We start from the raw sequence: 19,137 nt of genomic DNA, 5'->3' as shown, positions 1-19,137 counted from the left end.
CCTTCGGAGATAGTGGAGTACAAGTAATCCGGCTCGATATTATCGGCTAGTCCGCCCGATTTCTTGAATGGTGGGGAAGCGTGTGAGTAATACTAGATGTAATGGCAAGCAAGCAGGGTTGCGGCGCAAATAAAAAGCCTAGGGACTAGATTCCCATGCAATATTGTTCGCCTGCTGCCTCCAAAATTCCGGAATCTCCGTTCGATAGCGGCGCATCACCAGATTCGCTACCAAACCAGTCCAGCCGGTCTGGTGGGCAGCGCCCAGTCCCTGGCCGGTTTCACCGTGGAAATACTCATGGAAAAGCAGGAGGTCGCACCAGTGCGGGTCCGTCTGGTGCGGACTGTTCAAGGGGAAATTCGGGATGACGTCGGATTCGTCCCGGCGAAAAATGTCGACTAAGCGCTCGGCTAGCATATTCGCGGCGTATTTGAGATTAATCTCGTAGCCATTTAAGCAGGGAGCGGGAAAGGTGAAAGCATCGCCCAGGTAACGATACATTTTTTCGATTGCCTGAACCAGCAGATAGTTGGTTGGCATCCAGACTGGGCCGCGCCAGTTGGAATTTCCACCGAACAGCGGTGAATCGGATTCGCCGGGCACGTAGTGGATGATGGCATTGCCAATGCCAGGAATATGCCCCAGGTCTTGCCCCTCGGCATGGCGCTTCGACACGCTGCGCACGCCAAATGGGGAAAAGAATTCATCTTCATCGAAAACACGGGCCAAGATCCTCACCAGCATGGCGGGGGTGACAACGGACAATAAATGTTCCCCCCGTTCGTTCGTGGTTACGGGACAGGCGCAGATCACGCTGCCGTCGAACATGCCGCCCTTATGTTTCCAGAGCAGCGCGTTAAAACGGTCCCGCCCGGCGAGCAGCCGCGCATCTACCACTTCACTTGCGAACAGGGGAATGACGCCCACCCAGGAAAAAACATCGATGCGATGTGCGCTGCCTTCCAGATCCATAACAATATCCTTGAAGAATCCATCAGCCTCGTCCCAGATGGATACGCCCGCGCCGGTGTGGCCGGCAAGCGTATTTGCGATTGCCAGAAACTGGCTGTAGGACTGGACAGCAATGCTTTCATAAGCGGGGTCTTCAACCGCAATTTCAAGCGCCATTACAGTGATCTGCAGCGCGAACATCGCCATCCAGCCAGTCGCATCCGCTTGTTTCAGCGTATAGCCCGTTGGCAATGGCTGGGAACGGTTGTATACAGAGATATTGTCAAGCCCGAGAAACCCCCCCTCAAATACGTTCATGCCCGTGGCGTCCTTGCGATTGATCCACCAGGTATGGTTCAGCAACAGTTTGTGCAAAACACGCTTGAGAAAAGCGATATCGCCCTGGCCGCGTTGCACTCGCTCCGCACGGAACACCTTGAGAGCGCTCATGGCATGCAAAGGCGGATTCACATCGCTGAAGCCCCATTCGCCCGCTGGTATTTGCCCGCCCGGATGCAGAAAATTTTCGCGCAGCAGCAGCTCTACCTGATCCTTGGAAAAATCCACGTCGATCAGTGCCATCACGGTGCAATGGAACGCGAGATCCCAGGCGGCGAACCATGGGTACTCCCAGGCGTCGGGCATGGAAATGACGTCATTGGCGCTGAGATGGCGCCAGTCGTGGTTGCGCCCGGTTTGCCTCGACGCCGGGGGTATCGCCTGATCGCCTTTCAGCCACGTGGATACGTCATAGTGATAGAACTGCTTGTTCCAAATCATCCCAGCCAGCGCCTGGCGGAGAATGCGGTGATCGTGAGCCGTGGCTTCCGGCAGCAGTGATGTAAAGAAAGCATTTGCTTCGGCGAGCCGTTGGGTCAAAATTTGTGCGTGAGAATTGAATGGCTCAGGCTTGGGTCGGGCTGACAAAACTAATGCGATAGCAGATGTTTGCCCCGGCGGAACAGTGAGCTTGTGTACCGCGCCGAATTTGGTTCCCCGTTGCTGCGGATTTACCGCCGTCGCCTCTCCATCAATGAGATAGCTGTGAAACGCATCCTTGACGTAACGCCCGACATTAGGGAGCCCCCACAGCCTGTCGTTGTTGGTCTCGTTTTCTGTGTAGAGCAGGTCCGCCTGCTGCCCCCCATAAAGATGATACGTACCCAGTAGCGGGTGTTCCGCAGAAACCGCCCAGGCCGCGGCGCCATCCGGGGGTGCCATGGCATACAAGAGGGGCTTCTGCGCATCCATATCCCGCCATGACCAGTCATTTCGAAACCATAGTTGGGGCACCACCCACAGGACGGCTTCATCGGGCCCCCGGTTTGTAGCCACGATTTCGATATGCAGTTCCTCGGGGGATGCCTTGGCGTAAAAAACCTCGACGTCCCAGTAGCGCCCCTCGGCAAATGACCCGCTGTCGATTAGGCTGAACGGCGGTTCATGGCGGGAACGGCCGGCGTTTTCTTCCACTAGCCGTTTATAAGGGAATGCGCATTGAGGATATTTATAAAGATAATGCAGCCATGCATGCGAGGGGGTGGCGTCCAGGTAGAAGTAGCATTCTTTCACGTCCTCCCCGTGGTTTCCCTGGTTGTTGGTCAAGCCGAACGCCCGTTCCTTCAGGATGACATCTCGGCCGTTCCAGAGAGCGAGACCGAAACAAAGCCGTTGCGCCTCATCCGAAATACCGCCAAGACCGTCTTCATTCCAGCGATAGACGCGGGAGCGCGCCTGATCATGGTCGAAGTGTCCCCAGGCGTTGCCGTCCGGACTATAGTCTTCCCGAACGGTTCCCCAGGCGCGCTCGGCGAGGTAAGGTCCCCACAGACGCCAGTTCTCGGCACGATGCTGCTGATTCTTCAGCCTTTGCCGTTCCGCATCCGGCTGAGTGGTCATTACGTCGTTCCTCCTCTTTGGGAAGCGCTAGACCTGGGCACGCTTGAGGCGCCCGGCCGCTGCTGTGGTTCGTGAATCGTCATTACCAAGCACGACTGAAAGGGGACTGATGGCACAAACTGTCGCGCCCAGCTTTGGGTTGCGCAAGACGCTATTGATTGCGTTCGCTGGTTGCCTTCAACGCCTCGGTCAAATGTGGGGCGATGATTTGCAGCAACTGGCCGAAGATCCTCGGATTGCCAGCCAACACGTTGCCGTTGTGCATGTAAGTATCGTTGCCTTCCATATCGCCCACCAGCCCGCCGGCCTCGGTAATGAGCAGGCAACCGGCCGCCATATCCCAGGGTGACAACCCGAATTCCCAGAAACCGTCGTAACGTCCCGCCGCAACATAGGCCAAGTCCAATGCGGCAGAACCGGGTCGCCGGATGCCCGCCACCTTGGGCATGATGTCCTTGAAAATGGACAGGTAGGCTTCCGCATGCGTGAACTCGCGAAATGGAAATCCGGTACCGATCAGGCAGTCGCCGAGCTTGTCACGCTTACTCACTCGCAGACGGTGGTCGTTCAAATATGCGCCACCTCCGCGGCTTGCGGTAAACAATTCGTTGGCGGAAGGGTTGTAAACCACCGCTTGGGTCAAGAGGTTTTTATGCATTAACCCGATTGATACCGAATAGTGCGGAAAGCCATGAAGAAAATTTGTCGTGCCATCAAGCGGGTCGATAATCCACCGGTACTCGGATTTGCCCGCGTCGCCTTGAGCACCGCTCTCTTCTGCTAAAATGGCGTGATCGGGATAGGCATCCCGCAGCGTTCCGATGATGGCTTCTTCCGCCGCGCCGTCCACTTCACTGACAAAATCGCTGTGCGCTTTGCGCGATACATGCAGCAAATCGAGATTCTGCGCAGCACGGTTGATAATACCACCGGCGCGTCGTGCGGCTTTTACCGCAATGGTGAGCATGGGATGCATAGGCTGACTTCAAATATTAAAGGAATGCGAATTTTAATATGAATCCCTCCTATCCGCTTGATAAAGTCCGCGTGGTACTAAGCCATCCCAGCCATCCGGGAAATATCGGGGCCGTGGCGCGGGCGATGAAGACGATGGGCCTCGATTCGCTCTACCTGGTGAATCCCAAGACTTTCCCCGACAAGGAGGCGGAAAGGCGCGCCGCCGGCGCGTGGGACATACTGAACAAGGCGAAAGTTTGCTCAAACCTGGACGAGGCTTTGAGCGGCACCATTCTTGCCGCGGCCGTTACCGCTCGTCCCCGCGACTTGTCTCCTGAGGTTTTCGATGCCCGCCGCGGGGCATTGGAATTGATCGATCGTACGCGGCAAGGTCAGGTGGCGGTGGTTTTTGGCACGGAAATGTCCGGCCTCACCACATCCGAAGTCAGTAAGTGCCAAATCGTCATGCATATCCCGGCCAATCCGGACTACTCCTCCCTCAACCTCGCCAGCGCAGTGCAGGTGATGACTTATGAATTGCGCATGGCGCTGCCCCAGCCTGGCTCCCTTTCTCCATCGGTTGCCCCAGCGGCGGAGTTCGAGGAGATCGAACTGCTCTGCCGCCACCTTGAACAGGTCGCAATTGTTACCGGCTTTCTTGATCCTCACGAGCCCAAGCGTTTGATGCAGAGGATACGGCGCCTACTTGCCCGCGCCCGGCTGGAAAAAGAAGAAGTGAACATTTTGCGCGGGATACTCGGCGCATGTGAAAAGCGTATGCAGCCTTAACGAGCCTGTCGTGCGGCCCAGTGCGAACGCGTCGGGCACGCGTGATGCCGGGAACGTGCACAAAGTTGATCGACGGCCAGGTTCACATCAATTTCTTGAACAAAAATATAGTTGACCGTAATAGAGGGGCTTTATATACTTGACTAGCGTTGTCGGGTATTAACCAACTAATCCGGTATTTTCCAGCCATATTTCAGGAGAGCACGGTATGAATACTTATTGGAGCAAAAAATGCGATTGACGACGAAGGGACGTTTTGCGGTAACTGCCATGATTGATCTTGCCTTGCATAGCGCCGATGGGCCTGTTACGTTGGCGGGTATTAGCGAAAGGCAGAAAATTTCACTATCTTATCTGGAACAATTATTCGGCAAACTGAGGCGCAACAAGCTGGTGGGCAGCGTGCGTGGACCGGGTGGGGGCTATTGCCTGACGAAGCCGATGAGCGAAGTGTCAGTGGTCGATATCATTCTCGCCGTGGATGAGCCGATCGATGCGACTCAGTGCGGCGGCAAAGAAAACTGTCTTAATGACCAGCGCTGCATGACCCATGACCTGTGGGCGAATCTCAATGCCAGAATAAGAGATTATCTTGCGCTGGTAACGCTGGAGCAGCTGGTTTCGAACCCGAAGGTGAAGGATATTGCGGTATTGCAGGATATGAGAGCATGCAAAGAGCCGGGCGAAACGGCTCTGGCTTGATTACTGCCGGCATGAAACTCCAAGCGAAGGTTCGTTCGCAAAAAATCCAAGCGGCGGACGCGTTCGCCGTTAGCAGCACGGGATGATGACTTACACATATTTCGACCATAACGCGACAACCGGGGTGGACGATGCCGTGCTGGAGGCAATGCTGCCATATTTTCAGCGTGATTTCGGCAATCCCTCCAGCCGCCATGCCCCCGGAATGGCAGCCCGCCGTGCCGTGGATTTTGCGCGGGAACAAGTCGCAGACGCGGTTGGGGTTCAGCCGTCACAAGTGATTTTTACCAGTGGCGGTTCAGAGGCGAACAATTTGTTTATCCGTGGCGCGGCTGGGTACCTTAAACCAACACGCGTCGTGGTAAGCTCGATCGAGCATCCATGCATAATCCGAACGGCTCAGGAGTTGGCCCGCGGTCGCGATGGAGGCTGGAACTTACGCAGGTTGGACGTTGACAGCCTGGGACGTGTGGAGACAGGCGACGTTGACCAAGCGTTGTTGGAAGAGCAGCCCGGTCTGGTATCTGTCATGCTCGCGAACAACGAGACTGGCGTCATACAGGATGTGGCCGCAATTGCAGAAAAATTCCGCATGCGAGGCGCGTGGATGCATACTGACGCAGTGCAGGCGTTTGGGAAAATTCCGGTGGATTTTTCATCCCTCAAGGTGCACGCGCTTACAATCTCCGCCCACAAGGTTTATGGCCCCAAGGGTGCCGCAGCGCTGATCATAGATAAACGGCTCCTGCTAAAGCCACTCATCCATGGAGGCGGACATGAACAGGGCATGCGTTCGGGTACGGAAAACGTTCCCGCCATTGTCGGTTTCGGCGTCGCCTGCGAGTTAGCAAAAAAACGAACGTCCGAAATGGCCGGCCGTATTACTGAAATGCATGCGCGCCTGGAGCAGGGCTTGCTGGAGATGGGCGCCGTAATCTTCGGATGGGGCGCCTCCCGATTACCCAACACGTGTTATTTTGCCTTACCCGGAATTGAAGGCGACACGCTGGTCGTTCGTCTCGACAGGGCTGGGTTCGCGGTGGCAAGTGGTGCCGCATGCTCGAGCGTAAATCCCGGCCGCAGTCACGTCCTTGAAGCCATGGGGGTGGACGCGGACCTCGCGCGTTGTGCGGTTCGCGTAAGTCTGGGCAACAGCAATTCTTCCGTGCAGGTGGAAAACTTTATTCGCGCTGTAAGCAGTGTGGCTCAGGAATTGAGGCGAGTGAACATGACCGCGGTAAGCGGCTGATGAACCCGCGATAGGCCCCACCAACGGCAACCGGTAGCGCCGATACGACAAGCGGCGAGAGGTGATTTGCTGCTCAGGCGTGATTATCTCTTTACTCTTCAAATAGTCTCAAAGTAATATCAGGGTATTTTCCGCATATCCGCTTTCCACAGGGAGCGGACGTGCTCCGGCGTGCCCACTTCTTCTTATCTATCGTGAAACATAAATATCTTACAACTGTCGTGCTGCTATTCAGCGTAATGCTGTTTTCTGGTTGCGCCACTACGGGCGCCAACGGCAAGGACGCCAATTCGTTCGAGACGCGTGACCCTTACGAGAACGTCAACCGCAAGTTCTACGTGTTTACTGATGTGGTCGACCGGAAGATATTGGAGCCGATATCGGATTACTATATCCAGTTTGTGCCCGATCGCATGCGCCGCTCGATAGGTCATTTTTATGACAACCTCCTCTATCCGAATGTGTTTCTCAACGCGTTTTTGCAGGGCAAAATGCGTCAAGGAGCGGAGGATACGTTACGTTTTGCGGTCAATTCTTCCGTTGGCATAGCCGGACTCTTCGACGTGGCTACACGCATGGGTTTGCCTGCGCACGACGAGGATTTCGGTCAAACGCTCGGGGTATGGGGGATGGACGCAAAAAACTATTTGTTCATCCCTTTGCTTGGGCCTAGCACTGATCGGGACGTGTCAGGAATTCCCTTCGCTGCAGTTGTCCATCCGATGTTCTGGATCGGCTGGTTTGTTGTAGGCGCGCCCGTTACCGTACCCATTACAGTGCTCGGCGTGATTGAAAAGCGCGCCCGGCTGTCAGGGCCCATGCGCATTCGGGATGAAGCCGCGTTGGAACCATACCTGTTTGTGCGCGACGCCTACCTGCAACAGCGCAAGCATTTAATCTACGACGGCAACCCACCGCCGGAAGTTTATGAAGATCCGGCAGAGGAGGTGATTTCTCTCCGGTAGTGTCGCGATGGCAAAAAATTAGGATACAAGCGAAAACCTGCTTTGTTTATTGTACTAAGTTGGTTTAGGCTTATACCGGCGATTTGTGGAATCGGATAATGATCTGGACAACGACTAAACCGGTTCTATTGCAAATGACACGAATTGGCGAGTACGAAAATGACCGCACCCGACTCACGAGTTGTGTCCACCGTCCCCCCACCCCGTGTCGTTCGTCTAACACATTTCATTTATCTGTTGCATGCGTTCAGCATCCTGATGGGGATACTGGGGCCGGCGCTCATCGTTACGGCGTTTCTTACCGGATGGCCATCGATCATTGCTGTCATCATCAACTACGTAAAGCGCGATGAGGTGCGCGGCACCTACCTCGACTCGCATTTCGGCTGGCAGATAAGGACCTTCTGGTACACCCTGCTTTGGCTGGTGACGGCCGCAATGCTTTTCGCTACGGTGATCGGTATTCCGATCGGATATATTCTGGTAGTGGGCGCGGGAATCTGGGTAACATACCGCATCGTCCGGGGTTGGATGGCTCTCTCCGACGGTAAATCCATGCCGGCCTAGTCCCTGCCTCCTTCCTTACCTGATAGTACCCGCCGTACGCCGGAATCGAGTACGACTCACGATACTTTTAGCCGTACGTCATTTTCCTTCCTTCGGGTTCGTCCCCTTTTCTTCCCTCATTTTCAGGGTGGCCGTCGCGCTTCTGTAATTCGGAGCCACTGCTTCCTATGAAAGATAACCCTGATTCATCTTCCCCGGCACGTCAATATACACGGGCTGGCGAATCATAGTGTGCGCTTGCGAACAGACCTGCCTGCTCTCGCATGCAATTATTGGCAAAAGCGCGATTTTGTCCGCTTCCAGCCTCAGGCCCGAGTCAAGGAGTGCAAGCTCAAGCAGTCTGGCGTAATTCACACTGGGGCAGCGTTCAAGACCAGATACGGAGATAAGTCATGAAAAAAATCAATGTCCTGATACTGAGTGTGGGGCTGGCCGGCTTCGGCACCGTAATGAACAGCGCCTTAAGCCAAAGTAGTCAGAACGAGAACGTTCCCGCTGCAGGTGCGCCTTCGGGGGATGCCGTTCAGAATGCTCAAACAGTTCGGGAGGTACCGACCACCCGTCCGGAGCAGAAAAAAAATGAACACGACCGTTCCCCCGTGTTCGACGCCCAGAATGCGCTGCCGGCTTCCCCGGCTTTCAATAATCAGCCCGATAAGGGAAAGGTGCTGGGGTTCGATTTCTTTCGCGACCCCCTAAACGCGAAGCGGCCGATGCAGACCTTCGAGGAAACCATGAAGGCCGACGTCGCGGACCGACCCAAGGTGATGAGGACGCAGCAGGAATTGCTCAACCGTCGCTATGACCTGACTCCCCGTCTGGACAAGGAGGCGAAGATGACCCGGGGCAAACCGCTCGCGGTTGGCCCCACGGCACGGTTGCCGGCGGGACTGAGCTGGGAGCGGCTCGCCGCTATGTCTCCTGAGGAAATTCGCAGCAAAAACGTGTTTCCCTATCCTGCATTGCCGCACCCGAAGCAGGCTACGGGCGGGCAGGTCTTTCCTCAGATGCAAACACGGATGTTCCCTCGACTGGAGCGGTTTGATGTTGAATTCGACCTCCCGGATGCGTTTCTGCCGGAATTTCCTCCTGCCATCTTTCTTCAAAATCGCCCCGAATTGGGGGATGTGTCGCGGGGAGAGGTGGTATCGATCAACAATTTCTACCGCCTGTTCAAAGATATTCTGACTCCGGTCCAGCTTAACGGACTTCAGATTCTACTCACGCCGCTGCCACAGGAAGAATTCAACCCGACCGATGACCGTAAAAGCGCGCAAGCCAGCCTTGGGGTGACGTGCTTTGATTGCCACGTAAATGGCCACACCACCGGGCAGTTTCACCTCAGCCCCGATATCAGGCCGCAGGAACGGCGTTTCCGCCTCGACACGACCAGCTTGCGCGGCTTGTTCAACCAGCAAATCCACGGTTCAAAACGCAGCTTGCGTTCTGTGGAAGATTTCACCGAATTTGAATTCCGGACGGCCTATTTCAACGGTGATCCGATCCACGCCATGAAAAAAGGCTTTCCGGTAATTGACCGGATTCACGTGAGCCACATGGCGCAATTCCAGAACATGCTGGATTTTCCGCCAGCACCAAAACTGGATAGCCGAGGACGGCTCGACCCAACTAAGGCCACGAAAAAAGAGCTGCGTGGCGAGAATGTTTTCTTCGGAAAAGGGCAGTGTTCGAGCTGCCACCAGCCACCTTCGTTTCTTGATCATCAAATGCACGACCTCAAGCTCGAGCAGTTCCTTAACGAGCCTGGAGATGGCCCGATGAAAACTTTTACGTTGCGGGGAATAAAGGATAGTCCGCCATACCTCCATGACGGCCGCCTCCTCACGCTCGAAGATACCGTCGAATTCTTTAACCTGGTGCTACAGCTCAAGCTGACAAACGAAGAGAAATCGGATCTTGTTGCCTATATGCGACAACTCTAGCGAGCACTCGTTTTTCGGGATAAGGGGCATAAAGGGTATCACCACGGAAGATACTCGCATGAGGAGACTATCTGTTGTACGACAACTCAGGAGAGATTACTTATGAGCATTTCCGCCGCACCTGTAGTCGCAAACCGAAAAGATGTACTTTCGCTCAACACTGCATCATCCAGCCGCAGATCAACAAAGGTGGTGCGAAAGGCGGTCTTCCCTGTCGCCGGGCTGGGCACGCGCTTTCTCCCCGCCACGAAAGCGATAGCCAAGGAAATGCTGCCGATCGTCGACCGGCCGCTGATCCAATACGCAGTCGACGAAGCGGCGGCCGCTGGCATTGAAGAGATTATTTTTGTCACTCATCGCAGCAAGCGAAGCATCGAGGACCACCTTCACCGGGCGGTCGAGCTGGAAGCAGAGCTGGCCTCGCAAGGGAAGCATGCGTCATTGAAAACGCTGCGGCAATTGACTCACAATGGCCTTCGTTTCAGTTTTGTTCGTCAGGAAGAGCCTAGAGGGCTGGGTCATGCCATTCAGTGTGCACGGCATTTGGTCGGCAATGAACCCTTCGCGGTGTTGCTTCCGGATGATCTGATCGACGGGCAGCCTCCTGTACTAGCTCAGATGATTTCCCAGTATGAGCAACTTTCCGCCAGCCTGGTGGCGGTACGCACGGTGTCTCGCGAGGAGACCCGGCGCTACGGAATAGTCGATGCTCATGGCGAGGACACCACGGGCCGCAGCATGAAAATCCGCAGTTTGGTGGAGAAACCAGCGCCTGAAGCGGCCCCCTCGACCTTGGCGATTGTCGGTCGATATATCCTTTCCCCCGCGATCTTCGATTGCATTGCGAGCCTGGATCCTGGAATTGGAGGGGAAATTCAACTTACTGACGGGATTTCTCGTCTTCTTAAACTTGAACAGGTAATGACTTATCGTTATCAAGGCAAGCATTACGATTGTGGAAGCAAGGTGGGGTTTTTGGAGGCGACAGTAGCATTCGGCTTGAAGCATCCAGAAGTGGGCGCCGAATTTCGCGACATATTGCTACGAATCGGGCGACAGTTGGTGGAAGAGGGATCTTGTAATTCCGATTTCGTTGAGGGGGTGGAAGTAAAGCCGGCCATCCTGAAAACCGCGTGAAGGACGTTCCATAACCAGTTGCTTGGCAAAGCATGGGTATCCAGAAGAGGAGACCCCAAGCGTTCAATAGCCAAGCGCTGGGATGTGCGAGTTCGTGCGGTTGCCAATTGGTGTGCTAAATAGTATGCTGGCTTTTGCTTCCAACTTTTGATCCCATCGTCTCTCCGAAGCGCACAGTCCGGCCGGGTTTCCAGAGCGCATTAAAGACCAGTTTGTTTTTTGGAAACAACATTATCACGGTTGACCCGAGTTGGAACCGGCCCATTTCTTGGCCTTTCTCAAGCACCACATCCTGCGAACCAGCGCCGTATTGCCAGTGCCGTACCTCGCCTGAACGAGGCGGATTTACGACGCCATGCCATACAGTTGAAATACTGCCTACGATCGTTGCGCCAACCAGGACCATAACAAACAGTCCCTCATCCGATTCAAATACGCAAATCACGCGCTCATTGCGTGCAAAGAGACCGGGGACGCCGCGAACGGTGAGAGGGTTTACCGAGAACAGCGAGCCTGGAACATGCACCATGCGCAGCAGCCGGCCTTTGCAAGGCATGTGGACTCGATGATAGTCCTTGGGGCTCAGATATACCGTCGCAAAATTCCCTTCAGAAAAATTTGCTGCGAGCACCTTATCGCCGCCTACCAGTGCGCTGGCGGAATAATTGTGCCCTTTGGCTTGAAATATTTCATCGCCCGAGATCACGCCCAACTGGCTTACTATCCCGTCTGCCGGGCAGATGTAATCCGTGTTAGCGATTGGTCGTGTTTCCGCAAGCAGCGCGCGGGTAAAAAAATCGTTAAAGGTCCGGTAACTCTGTATGTCCGGGTTGACCGCTTCCTCCATGTTCACGCCGTAGCGCTTGACGAACCTGCGGATAATGAAAGTCGTAAGACGCCCGGCATCAGCATTGGCGATTTGCCCCGCCAAGGCGGTCATGGCCCGCTTTGGCATCAGGTATTGAGGAAACACAGAGAAAGATGGAGTTGACACTTTAGACACCCAATAAAATATCCGGCATTATAGTATCTTGACTTGCCCACGTCTTGACGTTCACCAGTCGGCGTCGAAGACGTTTTGAACTTAGGCCTTGTGACACTATTTACTTCTGCGCCTCATTAATACCTCTCTTTAATATATCCCCGGTGGCGTCTGCATGCTCTTCTTGTTGACGCTTCCGTGCTGGTAGCATTTTCGTCTTCTCAGTTCTTTATCGACGCTCGTTGAAATATGACACCTTCTGATGAAAAAAAATCCGTCCCGACTCAGACGGAAGCTTCTAATCCTTTTACAGTCAGCGAGTTGCCCGATGCGTCGATGCTGGATGAAAATTCCAGCGCCAATGCACAGCCATCATTTCCCATTGTTGGCGTTGGGGCTTCTGCGGGAGGGGTGGAAGCGTTGCAGGTTTTATTTCGCTCTCTGCCCGCATCGATGGGCGCAGCCTATGTGGTAGTTGTGCATCTGGCGCCAGATTATGAAAGCAAATTGGCGGATATTCTGGCGAAAAGCACGTCGATGAAGGTTTTGCAGGTAGTCAACGATACTGCAGTGGAGCCCGATACGGTATACATTATTCCGCCCAACCGCTATCTGCTATTGAAAGGGGGCATTCTACGCCTGGAGCCGATGCCCGCGCCTCGTCCGCTGCCGCGGGCGATCGACTGCCTCTTCATATCTCTTGCGGAAGAGCAGCAGGAAAAGGCTATTTGCATCGTGCTGACCGGAGCTGATCATGACGGCACAGTGGGCCTTAAGGCCATCAAGGCCGTGGGGGGGATGGTCATCGCGCAAGCGCCTGAAACCGCCCAGCATCCAGGGATGCCGGAGAGTGCGATCGATACCGGGCTGGTCGATTATGTATTGCCCATCGAGAAGATGGGGGAGGCGCTAGCAGGATATATTAGCCGGTCAGGGATGTGGCCGGGATTGCACCCTGTCGAACGGCGAGCGGGAGAAGCCGAGGTTCTGAAGGAAATTGTCTCTCTTCTGGGCACTAGAGGAGGAGGAGATTTCCGCGGGTACAAGGAAGGCATGATCATGCGGCGCACAAAGCGGCGAATGGCATTGCTTGGCTTTCAGACGCTCGACAGCTATGCAGCCTACCTTAAGGAAAACCCACCCGAGATCCTCGCGCTGGGGGCAGATTTCCTGATCAAAGTAACAGAATTTTTTCGGGAGCCCGCTGCGTGGGAGCCGCTTGAGCGCGAGGTTTTACCGAGGATAGTAGAAAACCTCAATTCGGGTCAGCCGCTGCGGGTGTGGGTCGCGGGTTGCGCTACCGGTGAAGAAGCTTATAGCATGGGCATTGCCTTGCTCGAATTCATAAGCAAGCGGGGGCTGAACATTAAACTGAATATTATCGCCTCCGATCTCGACCCTGCCTCGCTCGAGGTGGCGCGCTCAGGTAGCTATCCAGAAAGCATTACTACGGTTTTAAAGCCGAACTTGCTGGCTCGATATTTCATCCGAAGCCAGACGGGGCGATTTGTGGTGCAGAAACAGCTTCGGGAACAGATCATGTTTTCGCAGCACAACCTTATTGCCGACCCCCCATTTTCTCATGTCCACCTTATCAGCTGCCGCAATTTGCTGATTTATCTTAAACCCGAAGTACAGGATAAGCTTCTGCGCATGTTTCATTTCGCACTCAACACTGAGGGATATCTTTTTCTCGGAAAATCCGAAGCAGTGGGCGAGTGTCATGAGCTTTTTACGCCGTTCGACAGGCAACACCGCATCTATCGCGCTTTACCCATGAAGCATAAGGTACCGCTCCGGCTGCCGCTGATTGCTGAAGCACCCCCAACGCGGCTTGGGTTGGAGCTTGCGGCGGCGGATCAGATGCGCCGCGTGCCCCATTCGGAATTGGTACGTGAGCTCCTGCTGAAGCAGCGCTCTGCAACTGCGGTACTGATCGATCGGGAAGCGCACGTATTGTACTTCTATGGCCCCACGCGTGAATTTCTATGGCAGCCGGAAGGAGCGGCAACGCGGGATTTGCTGTCCATGGTATCGGAGGAGATGCGCATTGCTCTGCGCGCGGTTATTCACTCCGCTCGCAAAGAAGGCAATGCGGGTGACATCGTGCTTCCACCGGGAGCAGGACCTCAGGGGGTAGATCGGCAGTTAAGGATTAGAGCTATTAAGGCTGGTGAAGAGAGCGAGGGCCTTCTGCTAATCACGTTCGAGTATGAAAATGTCAATGTGGGGCCGAACCCGGCAGTTAGTGATACTGAGTCGTGGGCCAGGCGCCAGCTTGAGGACGACCTGCGTTTGACACGGCTGGACCTTGAAGCGACCATAGAAGCCCTTGAGAAGAATAATGTCGAGCTTCGCATTGCACACGAAGAAGCCTTGTCGATGAACGAGGAGCTTCAGTCTGCCAACGAGGAACTGGAGACATCGAAAGAAGAACTGCAATCCGTTAATGAAGAGCTTAACACGGTCAATTCCGACCTCGCGCGGGCCGTTGGACAGCTGCAGATAGCAAATGAAGACCTGGCGAATTTGCTGGCAAGCAGCGAATTCCCCATTCTGTTTCTTAATAATGACTTGGTAATCAAGCGTTTCACGCCTGCGTCCCGGCACCTGTTCAATCTCATTCCTTCGGACATCGGGCGTCCGATAGGGGATTTTGCTTCGTCTTTAGTGCCTAACGACCTCCTTTCAGCGGCGCGGGAGGTGCAGGCGTCCAGGGTGGCGAGCGAACTCGAAGTTCATACTTCTGACGGACATTTTTACCTGCGCCGAATCCTGCCCTATTTTACGGACGAAGGCGATATCGGCGGGGTGGTGGTTACCTTCGCTCCGATAGACATGCTCAAGCGAGCGGAACAAGAGATCCGGGCAAGCGAAAAGCGGTTCCGTACGCTTGCCGATACCTCGCCAGTGTTTATCTGGATTAGTGGACTCGGAGCAAAGCTGGAATTCGTCAACCAGCGCTTTGTCCATGATACAGGGCGGGCCGCGGAAAACCTGCTCGACTCAAAATGGCAGGAACTTGTTCATGTCGAGGATCTTCCAGATTACCTGGCAACCTGCGCCTCTGCGGAAGCAGGTGGCCGAGGCTACGATCACGAATTGAGGCTGCGCAAGGGTGATGGCAGTTATTGCTGGATGCGTTTTGTCGGTGTGCCGCGATTCGAGGGCGAGCGGCTCGTCGGCTTTGTAGGCTCCAGCGTTGATATTCAATACCACAAGGACGCGGAGGAAAAGCTTCGTAACGCCGATCGACGCAAGGATGAATTTCTGGCCACCCTCGGGCATGAGCTCCGGAACCCGCTGTCCCCCATCCGCAATGCCGCCCAGGTCCTGCAACTGGTTAACTCCGACGATCCCCGTGTAACTTGGGCGAGAGAAACCATTACGCGTCAGGTGAATCACATTACCCATCTGGTAGACGACCTCCTGGACATTGCGCGGCTTACCCGCGGGACGCTGATTCTGCGGAAAGCAACCGTCGATATGGCAGAGGTTGTGCGGCATGCCATGGATTCGACGAAGCCGCTTCTCGATGAACGCAAGCACCAGTTAACGATTTCCATAGCCGATGAGCCGCTTCTTATTCATGGCGACTCAGTCCGCCTTACTCAGATTGTCGAGAATCTTCTTACCAACGCGTCAAAATTTACCGACGTGGGCGGCAAAATTTCGCTCGATGCCCACCGTGAGGATAAGGAGCTGGTGCTACAGGTAAAGGATAACGGGATCGGAATACCTAGGGACATGCTGCCGCGGATCTTCGACCTTTTTGCACAGGAGGAGCGCGCGGTGCGAAAGTCGAGCGCCGGCCTTGGTATCGGTTTGGCGCTGGTGTCTCAGCTGGTGTCGTTGCATGGCGGTTCAATCGAAGCTTTCAGTGAGGGTGCGGGCCACGGAAGTCTATTCACCCTGCGGTTTCCCATCTCCGATACCCCTGCCGAAAAGCCCCAAATCATTCAATGCGAGCCGGTCCCTCGCGCGGGGCGTATCCTGATTGTCGATGATAATGTCGATAGTGCAGATTCGACGGCAATGCTGATGGCTTCATACGGATACGAAGTGCGAACAGCCTACGACTCGGCCTCCGCAGTTACGGAAGCCGCGTCGTTTCTTCCGCAGGCTGCGTTGCTTGATCTAAGCACGCCGGAACCGGACGGTATAATGCTGGCCAGCTGCTTTCGGCAGATGGCGGAGACGAAAGACACGATACTGATAGCCTACAGCGGCTACGGGCAGCCTGATGATATCGAGAAGACGAGGAAGGCTGGCTTTGCTTATCACCTGATCAAGCCGGTCAATGCCGAAGACATTCACAAGATAATCCAGGCGATGAGAACCGGCGAGGGATCGCGACCTGAAATTCAGGCTGGCGGTCGCAGCGGGAGGGGGGGCGTCAGCGAATGATCCAATAACTTCAGCTGCGTCTGTTCTTCCTGCTGTTGCAATTCCCACATATGGGCGTAGGTTCCGTTTGCAGCCAGGAGTTCTCTATGCGTGCCTCGTTCGATAATACGGCCTTTGTCCATGACCAGAATCTGATCTGCATCGACGATGGTGGATAACCTATGCGCAATTGTCAGGGTAGTGCGATCGGACGCGATACGCTTCAGTTCCGCCTGGATCAGTTTTTCCGATTTCGAATCAAGTGCCGACGTGGCTTCGTCGAAGATCAGGATCGCCGGTTTTTTCAGGATCGCGCGCGCGATAGCGACACGTTGCTTTTCGCCACCCGAAAGTTTCAGCCCACGCTCGCCCACCATTGTTTCGTATTTATCCGGCAGGCTTTCGATAAAATCGTGTATGTGCGCGGACATTGCTGCTTCAAGAACTTCTTCCCTCGGGGCATCAGGACGTCCGTAGGCGATATTGTAATAAATGCTGTCATTAAACAAGACCGAATCCTGGGGAACGATGCCTATTGCTGCGCGCAGACTTCTCTGAGTTACATCACTAATGTTCTGTCCGCTTATCAGGATACCGCCGCCGGTAACATCATAGAAGCGGAAAAGAAGCCGCGCCAATGTCGATTTGCCCGATCCGCTATGCCCTACCACTGCTATATTGCGGCTCGCCGGAATGTCAAAGCTGACGTCAAATAAAATCTGGCGATTGAGTTCGTAGCTGAAATTCACATCTTCAAAACGTACCGCGGGGTCCTGCAGGACAAGGTCGCCTGCGCCTGGTTTGTCTTTTATTTCTTCCTTCTCCGCAAGCAAGCTGAACATTTTTTCCATATCAGCGAGGGAATGCTTTATTTCACGGTAAACGAAGCCCAGAAAATGCAAAGGCATGTATAGCTGGAGCATGAACGCATTGACGAGCACCAGGTCGCCCAGTGACATGCTGCCCTCGATCACCCCATCGGCCGCCAGCCAGAGTAATAACGTTGCTCCTAGTGCAATAATGGCGCTTTGCCCGGAGTTAAGTGCTGCGAGGGAGGTCTGATTGCGTACCGCCGCGGCTTCCCATTTCTGCATGTGAACATCATATCGTTGCGCTTCCCATGCTTCGTTGCCAAAATATTTGACCGTCTCGTAATTCAATAAGCTGTCAATGGCCTGAGTATTGGCTTTCGAGTCCATGTCGTTCATCGTGCGCCGGAAAATCATGCGCCACTCGGTGACGATCAGCGTAAGGGCGATATAGGCCGCCAATGTAACGAAGACGATCACCGCAAACCAGATGTCGTATCGTGTGGTTAAAATGATTGCCACCAGACTGATTTCCAACAGAGTGGGCAAAATATTGAACAGCATGAAATTAAGCAGGAAGGAGATTCCGCGGGTACCACGCTCGATATCGCGCGAAACCCCTCCGGTCTGGCGTTGCAAGTGGAAGCGTAGAGACAGCGCATGCAAATGGCTAAATACCTGGATCGCCACCCGGCGGATAGCGCGTTGCGTCACTTTGGCAAATACCGCATCGCGCAGTTCGCCGAACAGCGTACTGCACAGGCGCAACGCGCCGTAGGTTAGCAGCAGTAGAATCGGCAGCGTCAGAAGGGCGCGCGACTGGTCGAGCGCGTCGATGATTTCCTTGAGAACCAGTGGCACTGCAACGTTGGCGAGCTTGGCCATGACGAGCAGCGCCAACGCGAGCACTACCCTGCCTTTGAACTCCCAAAGGTATGGCAGCAAGGAGCGGATGGTTTTCCAGTCTTTGCGATTTGCCGACGGCTGTTCCAAACGGGTGGGACGCATTCGCTAAAAAGATCGGTGGCGCATGGTAAAGAGGGTAAAAAAGTCTATCGTTGGTTTATCATCGCCCGATAACGGGATTGAGTAGTCGTCTTCATCTGTCCCAAGATGCCAAAGAGCTACCTGAGGAGAAGGAGACCCTCCCACCATATGCTCATTTCGGGAACAAGCGGTCCAGCACGTCCTCGCGCAGGGGTCACCACCCGAGAGAGAAAAACGGAAATCGCTTGCTATCGTGACAATGAAGTAGGGATTGAGCCTCCGTTGCCTGCCGCCACCCACAATCCTGACATCACATTGCTGGTCCCCTGCTAGACTGGCAATTATTGTTCCAATTCGCGCCACCGTATACTACCTCGAGTAGCTCGCAATACTCGACGCGGAGGAATTCGTGTTTCTCGATAGCCAGCGGAATTGCTGGATCATATCGCATGGCGCCGATTCCAATCTCAGGTGAGAAACTCGCGCGACCAGCCAGTGGAGTAAGCGGCGGTCTATTATCTGCCTGACGCGCAGCTACGATGCCACGCCTGCAGACAGAGTTCTTCGTGCTTTCGAGCGTTGGAGCGAACAAAAGCAGATTTGACGGGGGCTGACGAAAGTAATTAAATTTCCGCTCGCCGCCGCCTGACCGCGTGGCTGGCTTCATTTCCTGCAACAGCGCCGCTCACTCTGTTCCCCAACCTCCACCGAGGGCCTTATAGAGCTGCACGACGGATACCAGATGGAGGCGGTGGGTAGCGGTTAGAGAGTACTCGGCCTCGAAGAGATTGCGTTTGGCAAGCAAGACATCGAC

At 54.7% G+C, this 19,137-nt stretch carries 12 protein-coding genes; 8 read left to right on the top strand and 4 right to left on the bottom strand.

The features are described 5' to 3' along the window. Nucleotides 1-138 precede the first annotated feature (138 nt). The gene (locus tag BM022_RS11090; RefSeq protein WP_091139309.1) at nt 139-2,850 is read right to left on the bottom strand and encodes an MGH1-like glycoside hydrolase domain-containing protein; all 2,712 of its coding nucleotides are present in this window, start codon (nt 2,848-2,850) and stop codon (nt 139-141) included. A 151-nt stretch (nt 2,851-3,001) separates the two neighbouring features. Next, a complete protein-coding gene (locus tag BM022_RS11085; RefSeq protein ID WP_091139307.1) occupies nt 3,002-3,826 on the bottom strand; it encodes an inositol monophosphatase family protein in 825 nt (274 codons plus the stop codon). 38 nt (nt 3,827-3,864) lie between these two features. On the opposite strand from BM022_RS11085, the gene BM022_RS11080 reads away from it, so the two are divergent. The 7 genes from BM022_RS11080 to galU all read left to right on the top strand — a co-directional run bounded on the left by BM022_RS11080 (nt 3,865) and on the right by galU (nt 11,159). Further along, nucleotides 3,865-4,596 carry an RNA methyltransferase gene (locus tag BM022_RS11080; protein ID WP_091139305.1) on the top strand — a complete coding sequence of 244 codons (732 nt, stop codon included), beginning with the start codon at nt 3,865-3,867 and terminating at the stop codon, nt 4,594-4,596. 231 nt (nt 4,597-4,827) lie between these two features. Next, on the top strand, nt 4,828-5,298 hold the full coding sequence (iscR, locus tag BM022_RS11075; RefSeq protein WP_091139303.1) for a Fe-S cluster assembly transcriptional regulator IscR: 471 nt from the start codon (nt 4,828-4,830) through the stop codon (nt 5,296-5,298). Nucleotides 5,299-5,380: 82 nt separating this feature from the next. Further along, on the top strand, nt 5,381-6,547 hold the full coding sequence (locus BM022_RS11070; RefSeq protein ID WP_371264328.1) for a cysteine desulfurase family protein: 1,167 nt from the start codon (nt 5,381-5,383) through the stop codon (nt 6,545-6,547). 161 nt (nt 6,548-6,708) lie between these two features. Further along, entirely contained in the window at nt 6,709-7,512 is an 804-nt protein-coding gene (locus tag BM022_RS11065; RefSeq protein WP_256209131.1) for an MlaA family lipoprotein, read from the top strand. 159 nt (nt 7,513-7,671) lie between these two features. Continuing rightward, on the top strand, nt 7,672-8,079 hold the full coding sequence (locus BM022_RS11060) for a DUF4870 family protein (protein ID WP_091139302.1): 408 nt from the start codon (nt 7,672-7,674) through the stop codon (nt 8,077-8,079). A 392-nt stretch (nt 8,080-8,471) separates the two neighbouring features. Further along, nucleotides 8,472-10,022: a cytochrome B6 gene (locus BM022_RS11050; protein ID WP_091139299.1), complete on the top strand. Its 1,551-nt coding sequence runs from the start codon at nt 8,472-8,474 to the stop codon at nt 10,020-10,022. A gap of 102 nt (nt 10,023-10,124) precedes the next feature. Continuing rightward, nucleotides 10,125-11,159 (top strand): UTP--glucose-1-phosphate uridylyltransferase GalU, encoded by a 1,035-nt coding sequence (galU, locus tag BM022_RS11045; RefSeq protein ID WP_091139297.1) that lies wholly within the window; start codon nt 10,125-10,127, stop codon nt 11,157-11,159. A gap of 115 nt (nt 11,160-11,274) precedes the next feature. Here galU and asd read toward each other — a convergent pair whose 3' ends face one another. Continuing rightward, nucleotides 11,275-12,153, bottom strand: coding sequence for an archaetidylserine decarboxylase (gene asd / locus BM022_RS11040; RefSeq protein ID WP_256209130.1), 879 nt, complete (start codon nt 12,151-12,153; stop codon nt 11,275-11,277). A 237-nt stretch (nt 12,154-12,390) separates the two neighbouring features. Between asd and BM022_RS11035 the strand changes: the two genes are divergently transcribed. Further along, entirely contained in the window at nt 12,391-16,548 is a 4,158-nt protein-coding gene (locus tag BM022_RS11035; RefSeq protein ID WP_091139293.1) for a chemotaxis protein CheB, read from the top strand. Here BM022_RS11035 and BM022_RS11030 read toward each other — a convergent pair. Beyond that, the gene (locus BM022_RS11030) at nt 16,506-18,344 is read right to left on the bottom strand and encodes an ABCB family ABC transporter ATP-binding protein/permease (protein WP_091139292.1); all 1,839 of its coding nucleotides are present in this window, start codon (nt 18,342-18,344) and stop codon (nt 16,506-16,508) included. The two genes, BM022_RS11035 and BM022_RS11030, sit on opposite strands and share 43 nt — an antisense overlap. Nucleotides 18,345-19,137: the final 793 nt, after the last annotated feature.

The organism is Nitrosospira sp. Nsp14 (assembly GCF_900113575.1).
In the GTDB taxonomy this organism is placed as follows: domain Bacteria; phylum Pseudomonadota; class Gammaproteobacteria; order Burkholderiales; family Nitrosomonadaceae; genus Nitrosospira.
Note: the sequence above shows the minus strand (reverse complement) of the source record. Positions and strands in the feature narration are given on the sequence as shown.